General features: G+C 68.0%; 23 protein-coding genes. 8 read left to right on the forward strand and 15 right to left on the reverse strand.

Going from position 1 to position 24,015, the window contains the following annotated elements; genetic code table 11:
* Window positions 1–6: 6 nt before the first annotated feature.
* The gene (locus tag B1818_RS19735) at window positions 7–1,608 is read right to left on the reverse strand and encodes a fatty acyl-CoA synthetase (protein WP_078113734.1); all 1,602 of its coding nucleotides are present in this window, start codon (window positions 1,606–1,608) and stop codon (window positions 7–9) included.
* Between the two features lie 77 nt (window positions 1,609–1,685).
* Between B1818_RS19735 and B1818_RS19740 the strand changes: the two genes are divergently transcribed.
* Window positions 1,686–2,504 carry a LuxR C-terminal-related transcriptional regulator gene (locus B1818_RS19740; protein WP_242697038.1) on the forward strand — a complete coding sequence of 273 codons (819 nt, stop codon included), beginning with the start codon at window positions 1,686–1,688 and terminating at the stop codon, window positions 2,502–2,504.
* Window positions 2,505–2,536: 32 nt separating this feature from the next.
* Here the strand turns inward: B1818_RS19740 and B1818_RS19745 are convergent, their stop codons facing one another.
* The 7 genes from B1818_RS19745 to B1818_RS19775 form a co-directional block, all read right to left on the reverse strand.
* Complete coding sequence (locus tag B1818_RS19745; RefSeq protein ID WP_058249680.1) at window positions 2,537–2,902, reverse strand: hypothetical protein; 366 nt, start codon at window positions 2,900–2,902, stop codon at window positions 2,537–2,539.
* Complete coding sequence (ribB, locus tag B1818_RS19750) at window positions 2,903–4,159, reverse strand: 3,4-dihydroxy-2-butanone-4-phosphate synthase (RefSeq protein ID WP_078113736.1); 1,257 nt, start codon at window positions 4,157–4,159, stop codon at window positions 2,903–2,905.
* Window positions 4,156–4,692, reverse strand: a complete 537-nt coding sequence (locus tag B1818_RS19755) for a flavin reductase family protein (RefSeq protein WP_078113737.1) — start codon at window positions 4,690–4,692, stop codon at window positions 4,156–4,158. Before B1818_RS19755 ends, ribB begins: the two co-directional genes overlap by 4 nt.
* 68 nt (window positions 4,693–4,760) lie before the next feature.
* Window positions 4,761–5,174 (reverse strand): SRPBCC family protein, encoded by a 414-nt coding sequence (locus B1818_RS19760; protein ID WP_058249682.1) that lies wholly within the window; start codon window positions 5,172–5,174, stop codon window positions 4,761–4,763.
* A gap of 1 nt (window position 5,175) precedes the next feature.
* Complete coding sequence (locus tag B1818_RS19765) at window positions 5,176–6,345, reverse strand: LLM class flavin-dependent oxidoreductase (protein WP_058249683.1); 1,170 nt, start codon at window positions 6,343–6,345, stop codon at window positions 5,176–5,178.
* Window positions 6,346–6,454: 109 nt separating this feature from the next.
* A complete protein-coding gene (locus B1818_RS19770; RefSeq protein ID WP_078113738.1) occupies window positions 6,455–6,865 on the reverse strand; it encodes a globin domain-containing protein in 411 nt (136 codons plus the stop codon).
* Window positions 6,866–6,981: 116 nt separating this feature from the next.
* Window positions 6,982–7,848, reverse strand: coding sequence for a helix-turn-helix transcriptional regulator (locus B1818_RS19775; RefSeq protein WP_078113739.1), 867 nt, complete (start codon window positions 7,846–7,848; stop codon window positions 6,982–6,984).
* 171 nt (window positions 7,849–8,019) lie between these two features.
* Here B1818_RS19775 and B1818_RS19780 point away from each other — a divergent pair, with 171 nt between their 5' ends.
* Together B1818_RS19780 and B1818_RS19785 are read left to right on the forward strand one after the other, a co-directional pair.
* Window positions 8,020–9,039: a zinc-dependent alcohol dehydrogenase family protein gene (locus B1818_RS19780; protein ID WP_078113740.1), complete on the forward strand. Its 1,020-nt coding sequence runs from the start codon at window positions 8,020–8,022 to the stop codon at window positions 9,037–9,039.
* 38 nt (window positions 9,040–9,077) lie between these two features.
* Window positions 9,078–9,491, forward strand: a complete 414-nt coding sequence (locus tag B1818_RS19785; protein ID WP_078113791.1) for a cupin domain-containing protein — start codon at window positions 9,078–9,080, stop codon at window positions 9,489–9,491.
* Here the strand turns inward: B1818_RS19785 and B1818_RS19790 are convergent, their stop codons facing one another.
* The 6 genes from B1818_RS19790 to B1818_RS19815 are packed head-to-tail and all read right to left on the reverse strand — an operon-like array spanning window position 9,492 to window position 16,200.
* Window positions 9,492–10,526: a ferredoxin--NADP reductase gene (locus B1818_RS19790; RefSeq protein WP_058249686.1), complete on the reverse strand. Its 1,035-nt coding sequence runs from the start codon at window positions 10,524–10,526 to the stop codon at window positions 9,492–9,494.
* Window positions 10,523–11,236, reverse strand: coding sequence for a TetR/AcrR family transcriptional regulator (locus tag B1818_RS19795; protein WP_058249687.1), 714 nt, complete (start codon window positions 11,234–11,236; stop codon window positions 10,523–10,525). Before B1818_RS19795 ends, B1818_RS19790 begins: the two co-directional genes overlap by 4 nt.
* Window positions 11,236–12,714: a pyruvate, phosphate dikinase gene (locus tag B1818_RS19800; RefSeq protein WP_058249688.1), complete on the reverse strand. Its 1,479-nt coding sequence runs from the start codon at window positions 12,712–12,714 to the stop codon at window positions 11,236–11,238. Before B1818_RS19800 ends, B1818_RS19795 begins: the two co-directional genes overlap by 1 nt.
* A gap of 11 nt (window positions 12,715–12,725) precedes the next feature.
* Window positions 12,726–13,553: an SDR family oxidoreductase gene (locus B1818_RS19805; protein WP_078113741.1), complete on the reverse strand. Its 828-nt coding sequence runs from the start codon at window positions 13,551–13,553 to the stop codon at window positions 12,726–12,728.
* Entirely contained in the window at window positions 13,550–15,004 is a 1,455-nt protein-coding gene (locus B1818_RS19810) for an aldehyde dehydrogenase family protein (protein ID WP_058249690.1), read from the reverse strand. The genes B1818_RS19805 and B1818_RS19810 overlap by 4 nt, the downstream gene beginning before the upstream one ends.
* Window positions 15,001–16,200, reverse strand: coding sequence for a cytochrome P450 (locus tag B1818_RS19815; RefSeq protein WP_058249691.1), 1,200 nt, complete (start codon window positions 16,198–16,200; stop codon window positions 15,001–15,003). The genes B1818_RS19810 and B1818_RS19815 overlap by 4 nt, the downstream gene beginning before the upstream one ends.
* Before the next feature lie 165 nt (window positions 16,201–16,365).
* Between B1818_RS19815 and B1818_RS19820 the strand changes: the two genes are divergently transcribed.
* The gene (locus B1818_RS19820) at window positions 16,366–17,952 is read left to right on the forward strand and encodes an AMP-binding protein (protein ID WP_078113742.1); all 1,587 of its coding nucleotides are present in this window, start codon (window positions 16,366–16,368) and stop codon (window positions 17,950–17,952) included.
* Window positions 17,949–18,578, forward strand: coding sequence for a hypothetical protein (locus B1818_RS19825; protein ID WP_058249693.1), 630 nt, complete (start codon window positions 17,949–17,951; stop codon window positions 18,576–18,578). Before B1818_RS19820 ends, B1818_RS19825 begins: the two co-directional genes overlap by 4 nt.
* A gap of 108 nt (window positions 18,579–18,686) precedes the next feature.
* Here B1818_RS19825 and surE read toward each other — a convergent pair whose 3' ends face one another.
* The gene (gene surE, locus B1818_RS19830; protein WP_058249694.1) at window positions 18,687–19,487 is read right to left on the reverse strand and encodes a 5'/3'-nucleotidase SurE; all 801 of its coding nucleotides are present in this window, start codon (window positions 19,485–19,487) and stop codon (window positions 18,687–18,689) included.
* Between the two features lie 270 nt (window positions 19,488–19,757).
* Here surE and B1818_RS19835 point away from each other — a divergent pair, with 270 nt between their 5' ends.
* From B1818_RS19835 to B1818_RS19845, 3 genes are all read left to right on the forward strand, one after another.
* The gene (locus B1818_RS19835; protein WP_078113743.1) at window positions 19,758–21,491 is read left to right on the forward strand and encodes a PEP-utilizing enzyme; all 1,734 of its coding nucleotides are present in this window, start codon (window positions 19,758–19,760) and stop codon (window positions 21,489–21,491) included.
* Window positions 21,492–21,581: 90 nt separating this feature from the next.
* Window positions 21,582–22,676 (forward strand): phosphotransferase, encoded by a 1,095-nt coding sequence (locus B1818_RS19840; RefSeq protein ID WP_058249696.1) that lies wholly within the window; start codon window positions 21,582–21,584, stop codon window positions 22,674–22,676.
* A complete protein-coding gene (locus tag B1818_RS19845) occupies window positions 22,669–23,754 on the forward strand; it encodes a TIGR03857 family LLM class F420-dependent oxidoreductase (RefSeq protein ID WP_078113744.1) in 1,086 nt (361 codons plus the stop codon). Before B1818_RS19840 ends, B1818_RS19845 begins: the two co-directional genes overlap by 8 nt.
* Window positions 23,755–24,015 lie beyond the last annotated feature (261 nt).

A 24,015-nucleotide genomic window follows, 5' to 3' on the forward strand; every position in this document is an offset into this window, starting at 1 on the left:
GCGGGTTCAGCCATCACCTGAGGCGACGTCGGCGTAGTGGTCACGGAGGTCGCGCTTGAGGATCTTGCCGCTGGGGTTCTTGGGCAGGGACTCGCTCGCGATCACGATCTTCGGGATCTTGTATGGCGCGAGCCGGTCTTGGCAGTGCTGGGTGATCGATCCCGGGTCGATCGTGTACCCGGGGGCCGGTACCACCACCGCCGCAACGGCTTCCACCCAGTAGGGATGCGGAACGCCGATGACCGCTGCTTCCTGCACGGCAGGGTGTTCGAACAACACTTCCTCGACCTCGCGGCTCGACACGTTCTCGCCGCCGGTCTTGATCATGTCCTTCTGCCGATCGACCACCCACAGGTATCCGTCGCCGTCGAAGTAACCGAGATCGCCGCTGTGGAACCAGCCCCCGCGGAACGACTCGGCCGTCTTCTCGGGCAGATTGAGGTAGCCGACGGTCACCTGCGGGCTGCGATGCACGATCTCGCCGACGGTACCCGCAGGGACGGTCCGGCCGTCGGAGTCGACGACCCGCGTCTCGACGTTCAGGGCGGGGCGGCCGGCGGAACCGCCGCGCGTGGTCTGATCGTCGGGCGCCAGAACCGTGGCGAGCGAGCCCATCTCGGTCTGGCCGTAGAAGTTTCGCAGGCGGAGGGCGGGGAGGGCGGCGGTCAGTTCGCCCAGCACCTCGACGGGGAGCGCGGAGGCCCCGTAGTAGCCCTTGCGCAGCGACGACAGCGCATCCGGGTCGAAGTCGGGGGAACTCAGCAACGAGATCCACACGGTCGGCGGGCAGAAGAGTTTGGTCGCACCCTCCTGCGCCACCGTCCGGAGGAGCGTTGCGGTGTCGGGACGGTCGAGGATGATGCTGGTCGCGCCCAGCATGATGTCGGTGATCAGAAAGTTGTCCAGTTGCGCGCAGTGGTAGAGCGGAAGCGAGTGAACCTCTATGTCGTCGTCGCTCATCCCGCCCGAGACCACGCAACTCATGTACTGCCACATGAGCGTCCGGCTCGTGTGCATGGCGCCCTTCGGTCGGGATTCGGTGCCGGAGGTGTACATGATGCGGATGACGTCGTCGTCGGCGACGCGGACATCGGGCAGCGGCCCGGCCGGTTCGCGCACCCAGTCGTCGACGGACGGCCATCGGGAGTCGGAAAGGCCGGGACCGAGCGGGATCGACCGACGCACGGTCACCGGTGCGGTGGATGCGGCGATCGCCTCGTCGGCGGTGGGCACGAGCGCGTCTTCGACGATCAGGCCGGACGCGCCGCAGTCCTCGAGGATGTACGCGATCTCCGCCGCGGTGAGCATGAAGTTGATCGGGACCGAGATGACCCCGATCCGCGCGGCGGCGAAGATGACCACGGGAAACTGCCAGCAGTTGTGCGACAGGATGCCGAGGGTCTGCCCCTGCCGCAGGCCGGCGGCGTGCAACGCGGCGGCGAACCGGTCGACCGCGTCGTCGAACTCCCGGAAGGTCAGGCGGGTGTCACGGTGGATGACGGCGGGCTTGTCGGGCGTCCGAGCGGCCGACCTGCGCGGGATGTCGCCGAGCGAGTGCGACCGCGCCGCGCCGATCAGGTCGGTGCCGAGGGGAGGAGTCGTCGTCATGGGCGGGTGCCTCTCGATCCGGTGGGATTGGGCGACCCGGACCGCTGGTCACGGGTCGATGGGTACTGTTCGTAGCTATGCGCGGTAGTTCTGAGCCGGGCGCCCGACGCAGGCCCGGCGCCGATCCGATGTCGCCTCGCGGGGGATGGCAGGACCTGCTGTCGCGTCGGCAGATGCTCGGGGTCCTGGCGGTTCTCGAGCAGTGCGAACACGCGGCCGGCGGTCAGGACTTCAAAGAGGGCCTGGTCGAGGCCATCTCCACGTACTTCGGGGTTCGTGACGTGACGTTCTTCCACGGCCGCACCTACAGCGAGATCTTCGACGACCCGGCACCGCTGCTGACCGGCGCCGCGGCCCCGCTGTTGCGGGACTACCGCGAACGATGGCGCGACAAGGACATCTTCGCGCTGCCGCGCGCTCGGCGGGTCCTCACGGCCGAGGGATTCGCGACCCTCGAAGAACTGTCGCGCCTGCCGGTCCCGCAGCGCTCCTATGTCGTGGACTATCTGCACCCCAACGACATGGAGACCGCGTCGGCCCTGCACCTGCCGCTCTCCGACGGTGAGGCCCTCGTCGGCATGTTCGACCGCGTCCGGAAGTGGGACGAATCGGACCTGCTCGCGATGCGCATCCTCGCGCGGCAGCTGCGGGCTCGATCCACGACGGTGTCCGCGGCGCACGAGCCCGTCGATCCGCTGGCAGCACTCACGCCGCGACAGCTCGAGGTCGCCGAACTCGTCAGCGACGGCCTGAGCAACGCCGAGATCGCCCAGCGCCTGTCGCTGTCGGAGCTGTCGGTCAAGAAGTACGTGAGCCGCATCTTCGACGCCGCCGGGTTGCGCAACCGGGCCGAGCTCGCGACCGCGGTGCTGCGTTCGCGCCGGCGGGCTCGCTGAGCGGCCCGGCGCAGCGGTGACTCCCGGCGCGGTCACGGGGCAGGCGTCGGTGTGTACGCGACGACGGTCAGCCCGTTCGGTGAACGCAGGGGCACCCGCGTCTCGTGGCCGCCCACCGACCTCTCGCCGACATGCCAGCCCAGTGATCGCGCGACGTCGATCGTGGCTGCCAGATCGGCGGTCCGCGCGAGGAGTGACCAGGCCGGCCCGTCGGTCTCGTCTGAGACGCTCAGCGCATCCCAGGCCGCCCAGGCCGACCCGTCGGAGAACCTGGGTGCTCCCAACACGGCTTCGACGTCACCGGCGACGCCGGCCCACCGGTCGGTCGCGTGCATCACCGTCACCCGCTCGAACAGCGAGCCGAATCCGGCTCTCTCCGTGTTCTTCTCGTCTGTCATTCAGACCACCGCCGTCGATGTCGCTGCCACGGACGGCGTCAGCCGGTGGCCGAGCCGGTCACGCTTGGTGGCGAGATATCCGGCGTTGTCCGCGGTGGCCTCGATCTCGAGTCCGACCGTCTCGATGACCTCGATGCCGTGAGAGGACAGCCCGTCGACCTTGGCCGGATTGTTGGTCAGCAACCGGACTCGTCGGATGCCGAGATCGTCCAGCACCGCCGCCGCGTCCCGATAGTCCCGGCTGTCGACGGGCTGACCGAGACGCAGGTTCGCGTCGACGGTGTCGACGCCGTCGAGGTCCTGGAGTCGGTAGGCGGCGATCTTGGCCGCCAGACCGATGCCGCGTCCCTCGTGTCCGCCGACGTACACCACGACCCCGGCTCCGGCGTCCGCAACGTGCTGGAGTGCGGCTCGCAGCTGTGCACCGCAGTCGCATCGGCGCGAGCCGAGCGTGTCTCCGGTGAGGCATTCGCTGTGGATGCGCACGAGCGGTTCGCCCTGCGTGGGCTCGCCGCGCACGAGTGCGAGATGTTCCGCGCCACTCGATGATCGGTACACGGTGGCCTGGAAGATGCCGTGATCGGTCGGCAGCGCGCAGGTCGCGCCCCGTTCCACCGAGCGGCCTGCGCGGCGGTGGGCCACCAGATCGGCGATGGAGATCACCGCGAGTCCGTGACGCGCGGCGAAGTCCCGGACGTCTGCCCCGCCGAGCATCGCGCGCCGGTCGGGGCTGACGAGTTCGCAGATGAGACCGGCAGGTTCGAGACCGGCTGCGGCGCAGAGGTCCACGGCTGCCTCGGTGTGTCCGCGACGCTCCAGGACCCCGCCCGGCCTGGCACGCAATGGCATCACGTGGCCCGGCCGGGTGAGGTCTTTCGGACCGACCTCGCGGTCGGCAAGGGCGCGGATGGTCCGCGCCCGGTCGGCCGCGCTGATTCCGGTCGTGACACCGACCGCGGCATCGACGCTCACGGTGAACGCGGTGCCGAGGGGGTCGGTCGGGTCGTCGACCATCGGAGGTAGTTCCAGTGCGGCAACACGATCCGCGGTCATCGCGACGCACAGGAAGCCGGAGGTGAACTCGAGGAAGAAGGCGATGTCGTCGACGTCGGCGAATTGTGCCGGCATCACGAGATCGGCCTCGTTCTCGCGGTCGGCGTCGTCGACGACGATGACCGGACGCCCGAGGCGGAGCTGGTCGAGACACCGTTCGACGCCGGCGGAGCTGTCCGTGGGCACACGGTCCTCGTGGCTCATCGGTGTGCCCGCAATCCGTGGAACAGCGAGCGATGGAAGATCAACGGTTCGCTGGCAGCGGGAACGGAGAGGGCGTCGACCCGTCCCACGACGAGCTCGTGATCGCCGATCGGGCGGTGCTCGTCGATGGTGCATTCGATCCACGCATGTGCACCCGCCAGCCGAGGGGAGCCGTTGCCGGACAGGGTCCATTCCACGCCCGCGAACTTGTCGGCGCCGCTCCGGGCGAAGGTGCGCGCCAGGACATGCTGATCCTCGGACAGCACATTCGCGCAGAAGGAGCCGTTCGCCACGACCGACGGCAGCGTCGTCGAGGTGATGCCGGCGAAGAAGCCGACCAGCGGCGGCTCCATCGAGATCGAGGTGAAGGAGCCGACGGTCATGCCCACGGGCGAACCGTCCGGGCCGGCCGACGTGATGATTACGACGCCGGAACCGAAGTGCGCGAGCACTTCACGGAATCGGTCGCGGACCGACGCCTGGTCATCGGCGTGCACGGACGCGACGTCGTCGGCGATGTGACTGGTGTTCATGGAAGTCCTTCCGATGCGGCCGCGGCGGGTGCGGGTCAAGGACGCACGCACCCGCCGGGCAACCGGGATCAGGCCGGGACGGCCTTGGTGGCCAACTCGTCGAGGGCGGCCGCGTAGATACCTTCGATCGCGGTGGCGAGTTCGGTTTCCACCGTTGCGGATTCGGCGCCGAACTTCGCTGACCAGTGAACCGAGCAGGTGTCGTCGCCGACTGCCGTGACCGAGATGGTCGAGCGGTAGTGCTCGAGCGGGAGCGGGCCGTCGATGTACTCGTAGGAGTACGTGCGCGCCTCCTCGTCGAAGGCGACGATGCGCTCGCGCGCCGGTGCGCCGTCGGTGAAGACCACGTGACGGACGTCGCCGTCCATCCGCGATGCGTCGATGGCCGGAATCCACGCCGCCACACCGCCGGTGTCACCGATCCACGACCACACGTCCCCGGCGGACAGCGGGAAGTCCTTGGTCACTTCGATGCTCGCCATGTCACACCCGTCCCAGTTCGGCTTCGTACTTCTTGGTCATGTGCTCGACGGCCTTGACGTGTTCGGCCGCTTGGCCTTCGCGGACCGCCTGGGCGCGCGCCGCGGCGTCGATCATCGGTTGCGCCTGCCCCTGGAAATACGGCATGACGTCCTGGGCGAACAATTCGTAGGAGCGTCGGGTGGCCTGCGGGTTCGCCCAGTCGTGACCCTGGATCAGCAGCGTGCCGAAACCGCCGGACTGGTCGATCAGGCGCTGGACCTGTGCACGTGCCTCGTCGGCGGTGCCGATGACGCCGATGCCGGAGGTGTTGATGAAGTCGATCATCTCGTGCTTGTTGGTGCCGCGGACGTCCATCTGCGGGAAGGCCGCCACGTGCTGGAGGTAGTTGAACCAGTACTCGATGCCGTGCTCGACATCCTTGTAGGCCTGCTCCTTGGTCTCCGCGATGTGGAAGGGCCCGACCAGTCGCCAGGTCGACCGGTCCACCTCGTCGCTGCGTCCCGCCTGGGCGGCGAACTCCTCGAGCAGACCCCAATGATGTTGCAGTGCACTGAAACCGTCGGCGGTCAGCGTGGCAGCGATCGACAGCAGGCCGATACCGTACTTGCCGGCGAGTCGCGCGCCGGTCGGCGACGCGATCGCGGCGACCACGACGTCGAACAGCGGATCCGAGTAGGGGGCCATCTGGATCTTCGCGTCGAACAGTTCGTGGGTGCGGGTCTTGGCCGTCACCGTCTCGCCGCGGAGGAGGCGCATGATGATGTCGGTGTTCTCCGCGAGCAACTCCCGGGTGTCGATCTGGGAGAGGCCCAGCATCGCGGCGTCGGTCGGGAGCGATCCGGGTCCGAGGCCGAACAGGGCGCGGCCGCGGGTCAGGTGATCGAGCATGATCATGCGTTCGGCCGCCCAGAGCGGGTTGTGGTACGAGACCGAGGTGACGCCCGTGCCGAGTTTGATGCGGCTGGTGCGTTCCCCTGCGGCCGCGATCATGATCTCGGGCGACGCGTAGATCTCGGCGCCCGCGGAATGATGCTCTCCGAACCACGCCTCGTCGTATCCCAATTGCTCGAGGTACTGGACGAATTCGAGATCCCGCTGCAGCAGCAGCGTCGGGTTCTGTCCCGGTTCGTGGATCGGGGCGAGGAACGTGCCGAACTTCAGTCTGGTCATCGGAACTCCTGTGTGACGTGAGAGGTACACATCAGAAGCTATGACTCAGGACACAGCGAGATAAGTCCGCAAAAGTAGACATTCGGTGGCGGCGACCGGCCGCCCCGGTTCAGTCGGCGACGGCCGGATACGCGTCGAGCATCAGGCCGGCGACCGCACCGAGGGCGTCGTTCCAGGCGGCGGTCATATCGTCGGTCCACTCCGCGCCGCCGCGTTCGGCCATCGTCGCGATGAGCGCACCGGCCACCCAGTCGTACATCTCGGGCGTGACACCGAGGTCGTTGTGCCGACGCCCCAGCGCGCCGAGTGTGCGGCCGAGCCACTCGGCGTCGTCGAGGTGGTCGAGGACCGCGGCTATGGCCTGCTGCAGCATCGTGGCCTGTGGTCGGAGGTCGGCGCCGAACATCGGCCGGACCTCCGGATGTTCGGCGAACAATCGGTCGTAGAAGTCGAGCATCAGCTTGTGCTCGTCGTCGACGACCAGGGACAGGCTGTCTTGCAACACTTCTCGGTTCAACATGGTGGGGCTGCACCTCGTCGGTTCTGCTGAATGTGGCAATGACACATACTTTGTATCTCTGTAACATCTAGCACGGCGCGTGGCGCTCCACAGCTGAATGGGCGGACCGCCGCCGATCAGAACTCGGCGACCTCACTGGCGGCGTAGGAGGCCAGCAGTTGCAGGCGCTCGGCGCTGGGGGAGCCGGGCTCGGCGGTGTAGATCATCAGGATCGTGCCGGGGTCGGCGGTGACGGCGAGTTCCTCATAGGCCAGGGTCAGTTCGCCGACCACCGGGTGGTGGAAGCGCTTGGTCCCGGCGCCGTGGGTGCGGACGTCATGCGCGGCCCACAGGGCACGGAAAGTGTCACTGCGCGTGGACAACTCGCCTACCAGATCCTGTAAGGCCTTGTCGTGGGGATCGCGACCCGCCTCTGCCCGCATGATCGCGACGCACATCTCGGCGAACAGGTCCCAGTCCGGATAGAAGTCGCGGCTTGCCGGATCGAGGAACTGGAACCGAGCCAGGTTGGGGGTGCGGCCACCGTCGCCGATGACCGGCGAATAGAAGGCGCGGCCAAGAGGGTTGGTGGCCAGCACGTCCTGATGCGAGTCGCGCACGAAGGCGACGGCGTCGGTGATCGCTCCCAGAGCCCAGTGCAGACTGTTGCGCGTCGTGGTGCCCTTCGACGAGCGACGACGGGTACGCCCGGACGCCGGAATGCCGTCGGCCGCGCGAGCGAGGTCGAGAAGGTGGGCGCGCTCGGTGTCGTCGAGCTGCAGTGCTCGTGCGAGCGATTCGAGAACCGACGACGACGCACCGGCGATGGTGCCCCGTTCCAAGCGGGAGTAGTACTCGACGCTCACCCCGGCGAGGGTCGCCACCTCGCTGCGTCGAAGACCGGGTACTCGGCGATTACCGCCGGCCGGAAGCCCCGCGGTCTCGGGCGAGATCTTCGCGCGCCGCGACATCAGGAAATCGCGGACCTCGGCACGGTTGTCCATGTGCCCAGCGTAGGACGGGCGGCGGCCTCCAGGGGTGCCCTGTCAGTACACCTCCCGACAGGAACTGTCACGGACGCGACGCATGCGGTTGCCTTGATGGGTGACCGCAGCTGCCGTCGTGCGCTCCCCTGGGGGCGCACAGGCGGCGGACCCGACCGAGAAGGAGAACACATGCGTGGAGTGATCATGGACGCCCCCGGCACCATCCGGGTGGACGATCGCGAGAACCCGACCATCCAGGAGCCGACCGACGCGATCATCAAGGTCGCCGCGACCTGCGTCTGCGGGTCGGATCTCTGGCCGTACCGCGGCATCGAAGACGTCGACCACGCCCCGATGGGCCACGAGTACGTCGGCACCGTGACCGAGGTCGGGGACCAGGTGTCGTCGATCAAGGTGGGTGACTTCGTGGTGGGGTCGTTCTTCGCCTCGGACAACACCTGCGAGATCTGCCGCGTCGGCTATCAGTCCCGGTGCGTGCACGCCGAGCCGATGGGTGCTCTGGGCACCCAGGCCGAGTACGCGCGGATCCCGCACGCCGACGGCACTCTCGTCGCAACACCCGGTCAGCCCGACGCCGACCTCATCCCGTCGCTACTTGCGGCGTCGGACGTGCTCGGGACCGGCTGGTTCGGTGCCGTTGCGGCCAAGGTGGGGCCGGGAAAGACCGTGGCCGTCGTCGGCGACGGCGCGGTCGGGCTGCTCGGTGTGCTGGCCGCGAAGCAGTTGGGCGCGGACCGCATCATCGCGATGAGTCGCCACGCGGACCGCCAGGCGCTCGCGCGCGACTTCGGGGCGACCGACATCGTGGCCGAACGTGGCGACGAGGGCGTGGCGCGGATCAAGGAACTCACCGACGGTCTCGGCGCGCATTCGGTCATCGAAGCCGTCGGCACGCAGGAGTCGATGATGCAGGCCATCCGGTCGACCCGGCCCGGTGGCCATGTGGGCTACGTCGGTGTCTCGCACGACGTCGAACTCCCCGGCCTGGAGCTGTTCTTCTCCGGCGTCCACCTGCACGGCGGGCCCGCCCCGGTCCGACGCTTCCTCCCCGACCTGATCGACCTGATCTGGAAACGAGAGATCGATCCCGGCAAGGTCTTCGACCTCACCCTCCCGCTCGACGACGCCGCCGAGGGATACCGCGCCATGGACGAGCGCCGCGCGACCAAGGTACTGCTCACCGTCTGACCTCGGTCGGTACCCACGGCAAACGAAAGGTGTTCAGCATGAAGATCACTCGCAGTTCCATCGACACCGTCAAAGGACCCGCAGACTGGTTCACCGGCGACGTCTACATCGATGCGGCGGCCGCCTCGCCACCGCCGTCCCGGGTGTCGGCAAGCCTCGTCCATTTCATGCCGGGGGCGCGGACGCACTGGCACCGGCACCCGCTCAGCCAGACGGTCTTCGTCACCGAGGGAATCGGCCTGTGCCAGCGGCGCGGTGGCCCCATCGAGGTCATCCGCCCCGGCGATCGCGTCCTCTTCGAAGCCGACGAGGAGCACTGGCACGGAGCCGCCCCCACCCGCCTGATGGTCCACCTCGCGATCAACGAGGGCGACGACGACCACGATGTCGTGCAGTGGCTGCAACCGGTCACCGACGAGGAGTGCTCGCAGGCGCCGGATCTCGGGATCTGATCAGTCGAACTCGATGACGACCGGGCCCTTCGGGGTCGCCTGACACGTCAGCAGGTAGCCCTCGTCGATGTCCTCGGGTTCCAACGCGATGCCGTTGCCGTGGTCGACGTCGCCTGCGGTCAGGCGGGCCACACACGACCCGCAGTCACCTTCCCGGCAGGAGTACGGCGCGTCGACGTCGGCGGCGAGCAGTGCGTCGAGCAGCACGGTGTCCGAACCGCAGCGGACCGCGCGGACGTCACCGTCGATGTGCACGGTGACCTCGTGGGCGTCGGGCTCGTCGTCGTGTGTCGTGAGGGTGAACGGGTCGCCGGTCAACGACACGTACCTCTCGACATGAATCGCCTCGTGCTGCAGTCCACGCTCGCCGAGGGTGTGCTCGACGAGGTCCATGAACGGCGCCGGACCGCAGATGAAGGCCTCGCAGTCACCGACGCCGGCGACCACGTCGCCGATCGCGTCCGTGGTGGGTAACCCCCGGTCGGCCTCCAGCCAGTGATGCACCCTCAACCGCCCGGGATGACGCTCGGCCAGCCCGTCGATCGCCTCGGCGAAGATCGTCGACTCGCGGTCGCGGTTGGCGTAGAACAGGGTCACCGTCGTGTCGTGGGATTCGAGGGCCGAGCGCAGGATCGACATCACCGGCGTCACGCCGCTGCCGGCCGCGAACAGGTACAACGGGTGCGCCCAGGAGTGCGGCGTGAAAACCCCCGATGGCGGGATGACGTGCAGGGTCAGGCCGGGTTCGGCGTTGTCGCACAACCAGTTCGATCCATAGCCATCTCGGGTTCGCTTGACGGTGATCGCCGGGGCGGCGTCCACCCCCGGCGCGGTCGACAGCGAATAGCTGCGCGCAACGGAGCCGGTGCGCTCGCTCGGGATGCGCACGGTGACGAACTGTCCGGGCCGATAGTCGGTGCCCGCGGGGAAGTCCAGCACGATCGTGCGTGCCTCCGACGTCTCGTCGCGCACCGCGGTGACGGTCACGTCGACCCCGAGGGTGCGCTCGACGGTCGAGGTGACGGAGCGGGTCATGCCGTGGTCCTGGAGGTGAGCGGGAGAACGCGGTACCAGAGTTCGCCGAGCGCGGTGCCGAGTGCCTCGAGGCGTTCGCGTCGCGGTGTGCTGGCCGGCAGGCCGACGTGGATGTAGGCCATCTGTTCGGTGGCGCAACCCAGGGTCTCGGCGAGCAGCTCGGTGTCGCAGGCCTCGATGGTGCCGTTGGCGACGAGCCGGTCGAGCCAGCGTTCGGTGCGCCGCACGAAGTCGCCCCGCAGATTGAGCCAGAGCTGCTGGAATCCCCGGTTCTCGCTGGCCGCCGCCGCCTCACGGAGCAGTCGCAGCATGTGTCGGCTGCGGGCATAGGCCTGCAGATAGGTGGTGTTGACCTCGATCAGCGACTGCAATTCGCCCTGGGCGCGATCGGGACGCAGTCGTGCGTTCGCCAGTTCCAGCAGGGACGGTCGGAGCGCGGCGAGGAAGATGTCGTCGAGGCTGACGAAATGACGATAGAAGTTGCCCTGGGAGATCTCGGCGCGGTGCGTGATGTCGGAGATCCGGGTGCGGGTGTATCCGTACTCGGTGAAGCACTCGGTGGCTGCCTTGACCAGTTTGTCGCGCGTCTGCTCACCGCGCTTGTTCGCCCGTTTGGCCGGGGCCGCGGTGTGGTCGAGCAAACCGGCCGCCGAGTAGGCCGCGTCGATCCCGTCGTGCGTGTGTGCGTCCGGTCCGGTGTCGGTGCTCATCAGGCCCCCTGCAGAGATCGTGCGGTCATCAGCTGGGCCAGTGGATGCTCGGCCGGGAGCGCCTCGGGCAGATACGACAGCAGCTCCTCGACGTGCTCGTCGACGGACTGCTCGGCACCGAGAGCGTTACCGGCGTAGATCTTTCCGGTCGACCCGTCGACGGTGACAGTCTGCCCGGCGAGGGTGCCGGTCAGCCCGGTGCCGCACCCGACCACGCACGGCACTCCGATCTCGCGGCAGACCAGGGCTGCGTGCGACGTGGTGCCGCCGACCTCGGTGACTACCGCCACGGAGTCGAACATCGCGGGCACATCGGCCGGCGACGTGGAGGGACGGACGAGGACGACGCGCTCGCCGCGGGTCGCGGCGGCACACGCGTCGTCGGTGTCGGTGTACACGACACCGACCGCGGCGCCGGGCCCGGCGCCCGTGCCGGTGGCGAGCACGTCGGCGGAGATGTCCGCCGAGTTGTTCTGCGACAACGACTTCGCCTGCTCGGCGCTGATACGCCCGATGGCGTCGTCCCGGCTGATGAGTCCCTCGCGGACGAGGTCGACGGCGATGCGGACCGCGGCACGCGCGGAGCGCTTCCCCGAGCGGCACTGCAGCATGTACAACGTGCCGCTCTCGACCGTGAACTCGATGTCGACGAGATCGCGGTGTTCGTTCTCGAGCGTTTTCGCGATGGTGGCGAGTTCGGCGTGCAGGTGGGGCGAGTGGGTCCGGAAGGAGTCGATGCTCTCGGGTGTCCGCTCGCCGGAGACGACGTCCTCGCCCTGTGCCCGGGCGAGCCATTCGCCGAACAGCTCGGGTGCGCCGGTGGCCGGGTCGCGGCTGAACACCACGCCGGTCCCGGACTGATCGTCACGGTTGCCGAACACCATGGCCTGGACGGTCACCGCGGTGCCGCCACCCTCACCCAGTCCGTGGTGACGCCGGTAGGCGGCGACGCGTTCGTTGCTCCACGAACCGAACACGGCACCGATCGCCTCGCGCAGCTGGTCATACGGATCGGCGGGTGGTGCCGCGGTGGCGTCGCCGAGCACGATCTCGCCGTACCCGGCGCAGAACCGCTCCCAGGTGTCGAGCGCCCAGTCGGGGTCGCCGGTCGCCTCGGCGAGCTGGGCGGTCAGCTCGCGGGTGAGACCGAGGTTGAGCACGGTGTCCATCATGCCGGGCATGCTCTGGGCAGCGCCCGAGCGCACCGATACGAGCAACGGAAACGGACCGGCGCCGAATAGCTTTCCGGTCTGCTGCTCCAAGACGCGGAGCTGGCCGAGTACCCCCTCCCAGACGTGAATGGGAAGCTGACCGCCTCCTTCGGTGAACTGGGCGCAGACGGGCGTGGTGATGGCGAAGGCCGGCGGGACCGGCAATCCCAGCGACCGCATGCGGTTCACGCTGTAGGCCTTGCCGCCGAGCAGCTCTCGATCGGCCGGCGCGGTTCCGTCCAGTGCGAGGACAGCGGGTGTGGTCATCAGTGGGCCTTTCACTCGGCGATGTCGACCCGGGCGCGGGGTCGAGAGAGGGGAAGGGGGATGGCTGCGGCGCGCAGTGCGGTGAGACCGCCCTCGACGGGCACGTCGATGCCGTTGACCCAGGCGGCATCCGGGCTGAGCAGGAAGTCAATCACCGACGCCGACTCGGCCGCCGTGCCGTGACGGCCGACCATCGACGCCGATCGCGCGATGGCCTCCGCGCCCATCGACTGTTCGAAATCCGACAGGATTGGGGTGTCGGTCGGGCCGGGACTGACCGACAGTGCCCGAATCCCTCGGGACTGCAACGACGCCGACAGTGCGACCGTCCAGTCGACGACCGCGCGCTTGGAGGTGTCGTAGGCCGCGGGGCCGTCGATCTGCACCCGGGACAGCCAGGCGCGCAGTTCTTCTCGATCCCGTACGGCGAGCAGGCCGACGATGTCGTCGTGTGTCAGCGTGTTCCGGTGCGCCGCGATCGAGGCGACGTTGACGACGGCGCCGCCCGCGGACATCCGCTCGAGTGCACGGAACGTCAGGGCCCGCAGACCCAGGGTGTTGACCGCCAGGACCGTCTCCGCCGGGGCGGTGCCGGGGACCCCGGCGACATTGGCCAGCGCGTCGATGTGGTCGGGCAGCTCAAGTGCTGCAACCGCTTCCAAGTCGGACAGGTCTGTGAGAACCGAGTGGGCGCGGGCGTCCGGGCAGCGGGCGATGTCGATGGCGACTACTCGCGTGCCGGGTGCCCGATCGAGAAGTCGTTGTACCAGCGCGAGGCCGATGCCCGAGGCGGCTCCGGTGACGGCCACGGTGCGTGCGGCGGGTGTCGGACGTGTCATGCCATCACCGCCTGGATCTCGGTGAACTCGGCGATGCCCGCACTGCCCAGCTCACGTCCGTAGCCCGAGTTTCTGAGTCCCCCGAAGGGCACGGCCGGCCGTTCGCGGGTGCGTACACCGTTGACCTTGACCTGGCCGACTTCCAACTGGGTTGCGACTTCCAGGGCATGATCTCGGTCGGCGGACCACACCTCGGCCGACAGGCCGTACTGGCTGTCGTTGGCCAGCGTGATCGCCTCGGTGACGTCGCGGTAGTACTGCACCACCAGTACGGGGCCGAAGATCTCCTCGCGGACCGCGGCGGCGGTGGGGTCGAGATCGCCGAAGACGATGGGGGAGACGAACGAACGGGAGTCGCCGATGCCGAGACGCTGTCCGGTACCGGCGATCACCCGGGCGCCGACCCGGCGTGCCTCATCGATGCGGTCGAGAACTCGTCGCGCGTGCGCCGCGGAGGCGAGCGGACCGTGAGTGGTGTCCAGCGCGGTCGGGTCGCCGAACACGAATCGTCCGAGTGCGGCGTCGATCAGGGGCTCGATGCGGTCGGCGTGTGCGGCGGGCACCACGAGCCTACTGGTGGCGTTGCACGCCTGGCCGGAATTGACCAACCCGGACGCCAAAATGCGCGGCACCACGGCGTCGAGGTCGGCGTCGGGTAGGACAACGGCGGGGGATTTGCCGCCGAGTTCGAGTGTGGTGCGTGCCAGCGACTCCGCGGCCGCTGCGGCGACAGCCTTGCCACCGCGGACGCTGCCGGTGAACGACACGTGGGCGATGTCCGGGTGCGCGGCGAGAGCCTGGCCGGTGACCGGTCCGGTGCCGTTGACGATGGCGAAGGCACCCGCGGGGAGGCCCGCGTCGATGAAGCACCCGCGGACGAGGGCGGCGTCGAAAGGGGTTGCCTCGGCGGGTTTGAGAACGACGGTGCAGCCCGCGGCGAGTGCGGCCGCGACCTTCGCGATGATCTGATGCACCGGCATGTTCCACGGGGTGATCGCCGCCACGACACCGCCGGCCACGCGGCGCACGATCGCCCCGTCGGCGACCTGCTCCCAGGGGAAGCTCTCGGCCGCGTCCGCGGTCGCCCGCAGCACCGTCGCCGGCAGCGCCTGCTGTGTCGCGGTGGAAAGCGTGGTGGGCATACCCATTTCGGCGGTCACCAGTGCCGCGATCCGGTCGCCGCGTCGATCGATGAGATCGGCGGTCGCCCGCAGGACGGCGGCTCGCTGCGCCGGCGGCATCTGTGCCCACGCCGGCAGGGCGTCCGCCGCGGCGGCCACCGCCTCGTCGACGATGTCCTTCCCGGCTTCACGGGTCGCACCGATCTCCTGGTCGGTGAACGGGTTGATCACCGGGATCGGGGCGCCGTCGGCGAGATCCCGGTCTCCGATCAGGGCGGCCGGCCCGGTCCCGAGGCCGGTGATCCCGGCCAGTTCGCCGATCGCGCTCATCGAGTGGCCTCGATTCGGACCGGAAGAGTCTTGATGCCACGGAAGAAGTTGCTCTGCAACCGGTTCGGCGCATCGAGGACGGTGATGCCGAGTCCGCGCTCGACGAGGCGGGTGAAGAACAGACGTGCCTCCAGGCGCGCGAGGTTGGAGCCGAGGCAGGCGTGCGCGCCCCATCCGAAGCCGAGGTGCTCGTTGGGGAACCGGTTGCCGATGAATGTCTCCGGGTCGTCGAAGGTGCGCTCGTCGCGGTTGGCCGAGCAGAACCACATCACGACCTTGTCCCCCTCGCGGATTGTCTTGCCGTGCATCTCGATGTCGCGGGTGGCGGTACGGCGCATCGACAGCACCGGCGAGACCCAGCGGACCATCTCCTCGACGACCACCCTGATCTTGGCGGGGTTCTCGCGCATGAACTCCCACCACTGCGGATTCTCGGCGAGGACGTTGACGCCGCCGGACAGCAGGTTCCGGGTTGTTTCGTTACCGGCGACCATCAGGATCAGGTAGTAGGCGTCGAGGTAACCGCGGGACAGGGGTACGCCGTCGAGCTCGGCCGCGGTCAGCACACTGATGAGATCGTCGGCGGGGCATTCGCGACGCAGCTTCTCCAGTCCGCGGAAATAGTCGAAGACCTCGTCCCGTGCTGCCACCGCGGTCTCCGGGCCCTCGGAGTAGTCGGGGTCCTCACTGGCCATCTGGTTGGTCCATCGCAGCAGATTGGGGCAGTCCTCGAGCGGTGCGCCGAGCAGCCGCCCGATCATCACCAACGGGAGCTGCGCGGCTATGGACGCGACGAAGTCGATGCCGCCTGCGCCGGTGTGAGCGTCGAGCAGCTCGTCGATGACTGCGACGATGTCGCCTTCGAGCGACTTGAGCTTGACCGGCCGCACGTGCGGGGTGACGATCCCGCGCAGTTTGCCGTGCTCGGGCGGATCGACGTGGTGGATGCTGCGAGCGCCCTCGCCCTCAGCGCGTCGGCTGGCGATCTGCGTGCCCTGTGTGACGGTGAAGTCCTCGGCGTTGGAGGCCACGGCCTTGACGTCCTCGTAGCGGGTCACCGACCAGAACCCCGGCCCGTCGGGTTCGGTGTTCCAGTGCAACGGGTCCTGGGTACGCAGCCGCGCGAACACGTCATGATCGACACCGGCCGCGAACGGGCGGAGATCCATCAGGTCGATGTCGTCAGCGATGGTCATGTCTTCTCCAATGGACTCTCGTTTGTGACTGCACTTTCACTAAACCATAGTCTATGGTGTGTTGTGAACCACAACAATACAAAAGTCGAAGATTGCCTACCTGCAGCAACTGGCGGTTGCGGCCCGAGAAGGCAATGCGACTATTAATTCGCAAACAGGAGTGATGTGTACCCACCGTCCACTGCGCGTGCGTACCCCGATGCCGTCGCCTATGTCATGGCGGGGTCGGGGGAGCGCATCACCTACGCCGAACTCGATCGCCGATCGAACCGACTCGCTCGATTCTGGTGGTCGCGCGGCGTTCGTCCGGGCGACTCGGTCGTGCTTGTCCTGGAGAACAGTCTGGCCTGGCCCGTGGCAGTCGCTGCCGGGATGCGCAGCGGTCTGTACGTGACGCCGGTGAACTGGCATCTCAAGCCGGCCGAGCTTGCCGCCCTCATCCGGGAGGACCGCCCGGCTGCCATCGTCACCAGCACGGCGCTCGCGGCGCAGGTCGTTGCCGCGGTCGGCGACAAGAACCTGGATCGGACCGTGATCGTGTGCGCCGACGGCCCGGCGGACGGGTGTGTCGCGTTGGCCGACGCGCTCGCCGACCAGTCGTCCGAGCCCTTGGAGCGGGAGTTGCTCGGCGCGCGGGTGCTCTACAGCGGCGGAACCACCGGACGGCCGAAGCGGTTCGCTCAGCCGCTGCTCGGCGTGCATCCCGCGGATGCCCCGCGCCGGCACTCGGGCCTCGTCGACGAGCTCGGCGTCGGAGCCGACTCGGTCCTACTGTCGCCCGCCCCGAACTATCACGCGGCGCCGTTCACCTTCCAGCTGATCACGCTGGCGGCCGGCGGCACCGTCGTGTGCATGGAGAAGTTCGACGCCGCGGTGGCGATGCGAGCGATCACCGAATACGGTGTGACGCACTCACAATGGGTGCCGACCATGCTGATCCGCCTGTTGAACCTGCCCGACCGGGAGTCGATCGCACTCTCCCCGCGGCATCGGGTGGCCTTCACCTCGGGCGCCCCTTGTCCGCCGCATGTCAAAGAAGCGATCTTCGACTGGTGGGGTCCGGTTCTCCACGAGTACTACGGCGCATCCGAGGGATACGGGCACACCTACATCTCGCCGACGGACGCCCGGTCGCATCCGGGGTCGGTCGGTCGGCCTTTGGGTACCGCACGGGTGCACATCACCGACTCAACGGGCGCCGACGTCGGGCCCGGCGTCGAGGGCACGGTGTGTTTCGAGGCCGCCGACGGCCACGACAGGCCGGCCGAGGCCTCACGACCGGCGTTGAAGCAGATGGGCGACATCGGGTATCTCGACGATGATGGATTCCTCTACCTCGTCGGCCGCCGAGGTTTCATGATCATCTCCGGCGGGGTCAACATCTATCCCGAGGAGATCGAATCGGCACTGCTGGCGCACCCGGCGGTCGCCGACGTGGCGGTGGTCGGGGTGCCGGACGCCGAGTTCGGCGAGTCGGTCAAGGCGGTCGTCGAGGTGCGCCCCGGCGCGTCGGTGAGTGAAGACGACCTGATCGCCCATGCGCGCGAACACCTGGCGCACTTCAAGGCGCCCCGGTCCGTCGAGTTCACCACCGACTTACCGCGCCTACCCACTGGCAAGCTCGACAAAAGGCGGCTCGTTGATCGGTTCGCCTCCCCCGGGGCCGCGGCCGATCCGCGAACCGAAACACCCACGGCACCGGAAACTTCGACGATGTCCGAAGATCCGTCACAGCAAGGAGAAAGAGTATGACGACCGAGACCTCCACCGCCCACTTCGACGTGCTGCATGCCCTCAAGGTGAAGGGGCTCGCGACCGACGACACCCTGACCGCGCTGACCGGGCTCGACGCGGACACGCGCGACGCAATCGTCGGGGAGCTCGCCGACGCCGGATTCGTGATGCGTCGCGAGGGCGGCCGGATCTCGGGGACCATGATCACCCCGGCCGGGAAGGCCGAGCACGGGCGCCTGTCCGCGGAGTTCCCGTTGAACGAATCCGAACGTGCTGCGGTGGACACCTTTCACGAGGGCTTCGGGCAGATCAACGGCGATTTCAAGAAGGTGTGCGCCTCGTGGCAGATCCGCCCGGACGAGACCCCCAACGATCACGCCGATGCCAACTACGACGCATCCGTCATCGCCGATCTGGACCGGATTCATCACCGGATCGCGCAGGCGCTCGACGAGGTCGGCGCCGAGATCCCGCGACTCGGCCGCTACCGGGGTCGGCTGTCGGCGGCGCTGGAGAAGGTCCACGGCGGGGACACCGCCGCATTCGCGCGCCCGATGTACGACAGCTACCACGACATCTGGATGGAACTACACCAGGATCTGCTGCTGACCTCGGGTCACCAGCGTGGCGCGGGTGACGAGTGAGGGCCTGGCAGGGTTCTTCGTAACATCACGACGCCAGAGCCGCCCGTCATCCGATGCCGGGCGGCTCGAACGTCTTTCGCGGTGAGTCGGCTTTCTGTCGCCGGTGGGTCAGCGCAGTTGCGCGAGCCCGACCTCGTCGTCCCGCGTGATCGCCTGTCGCAGTGCGGTTTCCGCGTCACCCAGGGAGTCGTTGTCCGCTACGACCCCGCGCAGAGTGGTCACCGAGACATACCCGTCCGCCACTGCGGCGCTGTCGGTGCCGTCGCGGAACCCGCTCTGCCGCTCCTCGCGATTGATCAGCAGGCCGCTCTCGGTGCGGGACAGCCGCAAGGTGAACATGCTCCGGCTCGCCAGTGCGGACACCCGGATGCCGCGCAGTGCGGTGAAGTTGACGTCGGGAACGTTGACGTTCAACGTCATCGGGGCGGCAGGGGTTTCGGCCATCCATCCGACGACGCGCTCGGTCACCGCTGCCGCGGTGTCATAGCGGTGGTGTGGGGCGAACCCGCAACTGACCGCGACGCCGCTGACACCCGCCACTCGCGCGGCCAGCACGGCGCCCACCGTGCTCGAGAACAGGATCGACCGCCCGGTGTTGTGGCCTTCGTTGATCCCGCTGACGACGAGCTCGGGCGGCGGCCCGAAGGCGCCGGCGCAGAAAGCCACCGCGGTCAACGCAGGCGGACAGTCGAGAGCGAAGACCGGGGTGTCGCCGAGATCGGGGAGGCGGTGTTCGGTCGTGGCGATCAGTGCGCCGTCCTCGATCGTGCCCAGGGAACTCCCGCTACCGCTCCGCTCGGAGCTCGGCGCGCCGACGACTACGTCGTGTCCGGCGGAGATCAGCGCCGTGGCCACCGCGATCAACCCATCGGCGTCGTAGCCGTCGTCGTTGGTGACCAGCACACGCATCTGAACTCTCCTCCCGACAGCCCGTCCGGTACCGCGCCGTCTTGATGAATAGTGACTCACCCATCACATATATGTCCAGCCACGGTCGCGCACTGGAGGTAAAAGACGTGCACAGAACCTTGTGTTCGCGACTCGAATGGTTGACAACGTGAGTGGGGTCACACAATAATGTGACGCAGCGTTCGCTAACCACGAACTTGTGGTTACGAGATGCGGAAGCGGGCCGAGGACTCGGCCGCTCGCTCATGACCAACTGGAAGGACGCCGGACATGACCGCCTGGCCGATCTCGAATGAGACCTCGAAACTGTTCCCCCTGTACTCCCGCGCCAACGTCGGCGAGATCTTCCCGGACCCGATCACCCCGTTGAACGCGTCCCTCGGGTTCCAGCACACGCTGGAACCCGGATGGCGCGACGCGTTCGTGGCGTGCGGCGTCTGGGACGACGACCTCTACGACGACGCAGTGGCCTTCAACATCCTCCCGGCCTTCGGCAGCTACCTCTACATCAACATGTCGTTGATGCGGCTGTTCGGCGTGCGCGTTCCCGGTATGAGCGCCGAGGCCGTCGATCTGCAGTACTTCGGGGACATGCCCGGCATCCCGAGTTACGAGAGCGAGAAGCGCGACTTCGACGAGAACGCCGAGTACGAGGCGAAAGCCGGTGCCTGGCTCAACGAGCAGGTGCTCGGCGCGACCGACCTGGCCGCATACGACGTCGATCGCGACGAGGTCGACGAGATCCGCCGCACGCGACCGGACCTGACACAGCTGTCGGACGGCGAACTCGTCGAGCGGATGAACTCGTTCGAGACCCTGCTTCGTCGGCTCTTCAAGCACCACATCGAGGCCAGCCTGAAGTGCGGTGTCGGACTCGGTGCCATCGCGCAGCTGGCGGAGGCGGTTGGCAAACCGGAACAGGCACTCACCCTGGTGGCCGGCCTGGGCAACGTCGACTCCGCAGGCCCCTCGCTGCGGATGTGGGAACTGAGCCGTCAGGCTCAGCATCCCGATGTCGCAGCCCTGTTCGATGCCGGCACCAAGGGGCTCTACGCCAAGCTCAAGGCCTCGGAGTCGCAGGCGGTCGGCGCCTTCACCGCGCAGTTGGATGCGTTCCTCGCCGACTGGGACTTCCGTGGACCTGCTGAGTGGGAGATCCGCGCGATCACATGGGGCGTCGACCCCGACCTCGCCCTCGCGACGATCGAGACGATGCGCGACGTTCCGGATGAGGAAGCGCCAGAGGCCAAGTCGGTACAGCGGTCCGCGCAGCGTGACGCCGCCGCGGCGGCGATCCGGGAGATGCTCGCCGGCGACGCCGAGACCGCAGGCCAGTTCGAGGCAGTGCTGAACGCGTCGGCACTGTGGATGCGCGGCCGCGAACGTGGTCGCACGACAGCGGCGATGCTGATTCACGAATTGCGCCTGCCCGCACTGGAACTCGGCCGTCGCTTCGCGGACCGGGGTGCGATTGACGCGCCACGTCAGATCTTCATGCTCTTCGCCGACGAGCTGGCGAGTTTCCTCGACGACCCGGCGTCGTACCGCGACACCCTCGTCGAACGCGAAAAGGGGTACCTGGACCTGTTCGACCGCACCCCGCCGTTCGTCGTCGACGGCACCCCGCCGCCGGTCTCGGAGTGGCCGCTGCGGTCGGAGTCCAACGTTTCCGCAGCCTCCGCCGGCGACACCATCACCGGTGTCCCCGCGTGTGGAGGTGTCGCGCGCGGAAGGGCGCGGGTGCTGACCGAGGCCGCCGACCCGTCGGCCCTCGAGCCCGGCGACATTCTCATCGCGCCGATCACCGATCCGTCGTGGACGCCGCTGTTCGTCACCGCGGCGGCGGTCGTCGTGGACGTGGGCGCTCCCTTCTCGCATGCCGCGATCGTGAGCCGCGAACTCGGCATCCCGTGCGTCGTGTCGGCCACCGAGGCAACACGGCGCATCACCGACGGCGCGACCGTCGAAGTCGACGGGACCGCAGGCACCGTCACCCTCATCTGAAGTCCCATCTCGCTTTTCGACTCGGCCGGCCCCGAGAGAGCCAATCCCCTCGGGGCCGGCCGCTCCACCCGTGCGCACCCGAGGAGAGCGATGCACGCCTCTGACATCTGTCCCACCTGGCTCGACACCGTGCTCACCACGACCGGTACCAAAGACGGCACGGTGGCGATCACCGACGTCGCCACCAGCCCCATCGGTACCGGCCAGGTCGCCGACAGCATCCGGACGACGGTCAGCTACGCCGCACCCACGTCCGCCCCGTCGTCGTTCGTCATCAAGGTCACCTCCGACAAGGAGCAGAGCCGTGCGGCCGGCCGGAGTGAACTGAACTACCTGCGCGAGGTGCGCTTCTATCAAGAGATCGCGCCGAACCTGCAGGTCCGCGTCCCGCGCTGCTTTCACGGTGAGATCGACTCCAACAACACCGAATTCGCGCTCGTACTCGAAGACCTGACCCCGGCTCGGCCCGGGAACCAGCTCGCCGGGTGCACCGTCGGCGAGGTGCGGCTCGCGGTCGAGCAGGCTGCGGGCATCCACGGACCGTACTGGGGATCGGCGCAACTCGCCGGCACGTCGTGGCTCGACATCTCCGACACCTACTGGGCCCGCTTCACCGAGATGATGCCCGAGTGGTGGGCCGGATTCGTCGCCCGGTACCGAAACCGGTTGTCCGCGGCCGACATCGAACTCGGAACGGCCTTTACCGAGCGTATCGCCGATTACTACTCCGCACTGCGTACGATGCCGTTCACGATTCAGCACGGTGACTACCGGCCGGACAATGTCCTCTTCGATGCGGCAGGTGGCGACGTGCCCCTCGCGGTTCTCGATTGGCAGACGGTGATCTTCGCGCCCGGCGTCGTCGATGTCGCCTACTTCATCGGCGGCGCGCTGGATCCGGCGACCCGCCGGGAATCCGAAAGCGAGTTGCTCGCGCACTACCACCGATGCCTCGTCGAACACGGCGTCACGGATTACTCACTGACCGAACTGATGCGGGACTATCCGGTCGGCACCTTCCAGAACCTGGTGATCGGCGTCGCCGCCGCCATGCTCGTCGCGCGATCCGATCGGGGTGACGACCTCTTCACGGCCATGGTGACCAACTCGCTGGCGCATGCCCGCGACCACGATGCGCTCGCGCGGATCATCGCGCTGAGCGAGCAAGGAGCAGTGCATGTCTGACACGGTCACGCACGAGCATCGACCGCCGACCGGCACACCCGCAATCGGTACCGAACGACTGGGGTTCTATACGCTCGGCGGGCACGTCGCCGACCCACGGGACATGCTGGGAGAACTCGAGCACGCCGAGCGTCTCGGTCTCGGGCAGGCATTCATCTCCGAGCGGCTCAACGTGAAAGAGGCGTGTGCCCTGTCCGGGGCTGCCGGCGCCGCGACCGACCGCATCGGGATCGCCACGGCGGCAACCAACATCAACACCCGCCACCCGGCGATCACTGCGGCCTTCGCGACCACCATGCATCGCCTCACCCGTGGTCGCTTCACCCTCGGCGTCGGTCGGGGCCTGCGTCCCCAGATCGCGGGTCTCGGCCTCTCGCACACGACCACCACGCAACTCGAAGAGTTCGCTCATCTGATGCGTCGACTGTGGCGTGGCGAGACCGTGACCGACTACGACGGGGCGCTGGGCCGGTTCCCGGCGATCAAGCTCGATCCCACCTTCGACGAGGACATCAGGCTGGCCACGACGGCGTTCGGGCCCGAGACCCTCGCCATGGCCGGCCGAGCCTATGACCTGGTGGTGTTGCACACCTTCTTCTCCGATGAGACGACGGCCCGAGTCGTACGCACCGTCAAGGACGCCGCGGCTGCGGCGGGCCGCGACCCCGACTCGGTCGAGGTGTGGTCGTGCTATGCCACCGTTACCGATGAACTCGACGAACAGGTCATCCTGAAGAAGACCGTCGGCCGGATCGCCACCTACCTCCAGGTCTACGGGGACCTTCTGGTGTCCACCAACAGGTGGGATGTGGCCGCGCTGAACAGGTTCCGGGAATCCGAGGTGGTGCGCGAGCTACCGGGATGGGCCGATGCAGTCGGGGACACCGCGACCTTCGAGCGCCTTCGCGACGTGATCCCCGCCGAGTGGCTCGACTGCGCGGCCATGGGGACGCCGCGGCACTGCGCCGAGAAGGTCCGTGCCCAGTTCGACCTGGGGGTCGACGGCGTGATCATGCACGGTGCGACCCCGACCGAACTCGACAGCACGGTCTCCGAATTCGTCGCTCTCCACAGATGACCGGCAAATCCCACCAGGACATAGGAGGCGCGTACCCGACGGTGCGGTTCGGACTCATTCACGGCCAGGAGTTCAAGACCGACGCTGTCGTCGTTCTGATCGAGGTGCCGGCCCTCGCAACCGAGCAGCACCTCGACGGTGCCGAAGCGTGTCACTCCCCCGCGCAACGATGCCTTCAGCCACGGTTGGTGGAAGAAATTGGCCAGCGGGTCCCCGCATTCTTCGCTGGGCTCGGTCGGCGGTGTCAGGATCTGCCGTCCG

This window comes from Gordonia sp. IITR100 (assembly GCF_002009645.1).
GTDB lineage: Bacteria > Actinomycetota > Actinomycetes > Mycobacteriales > Mycobacteriaceae > Gordonia > Gordonia hongkongensis.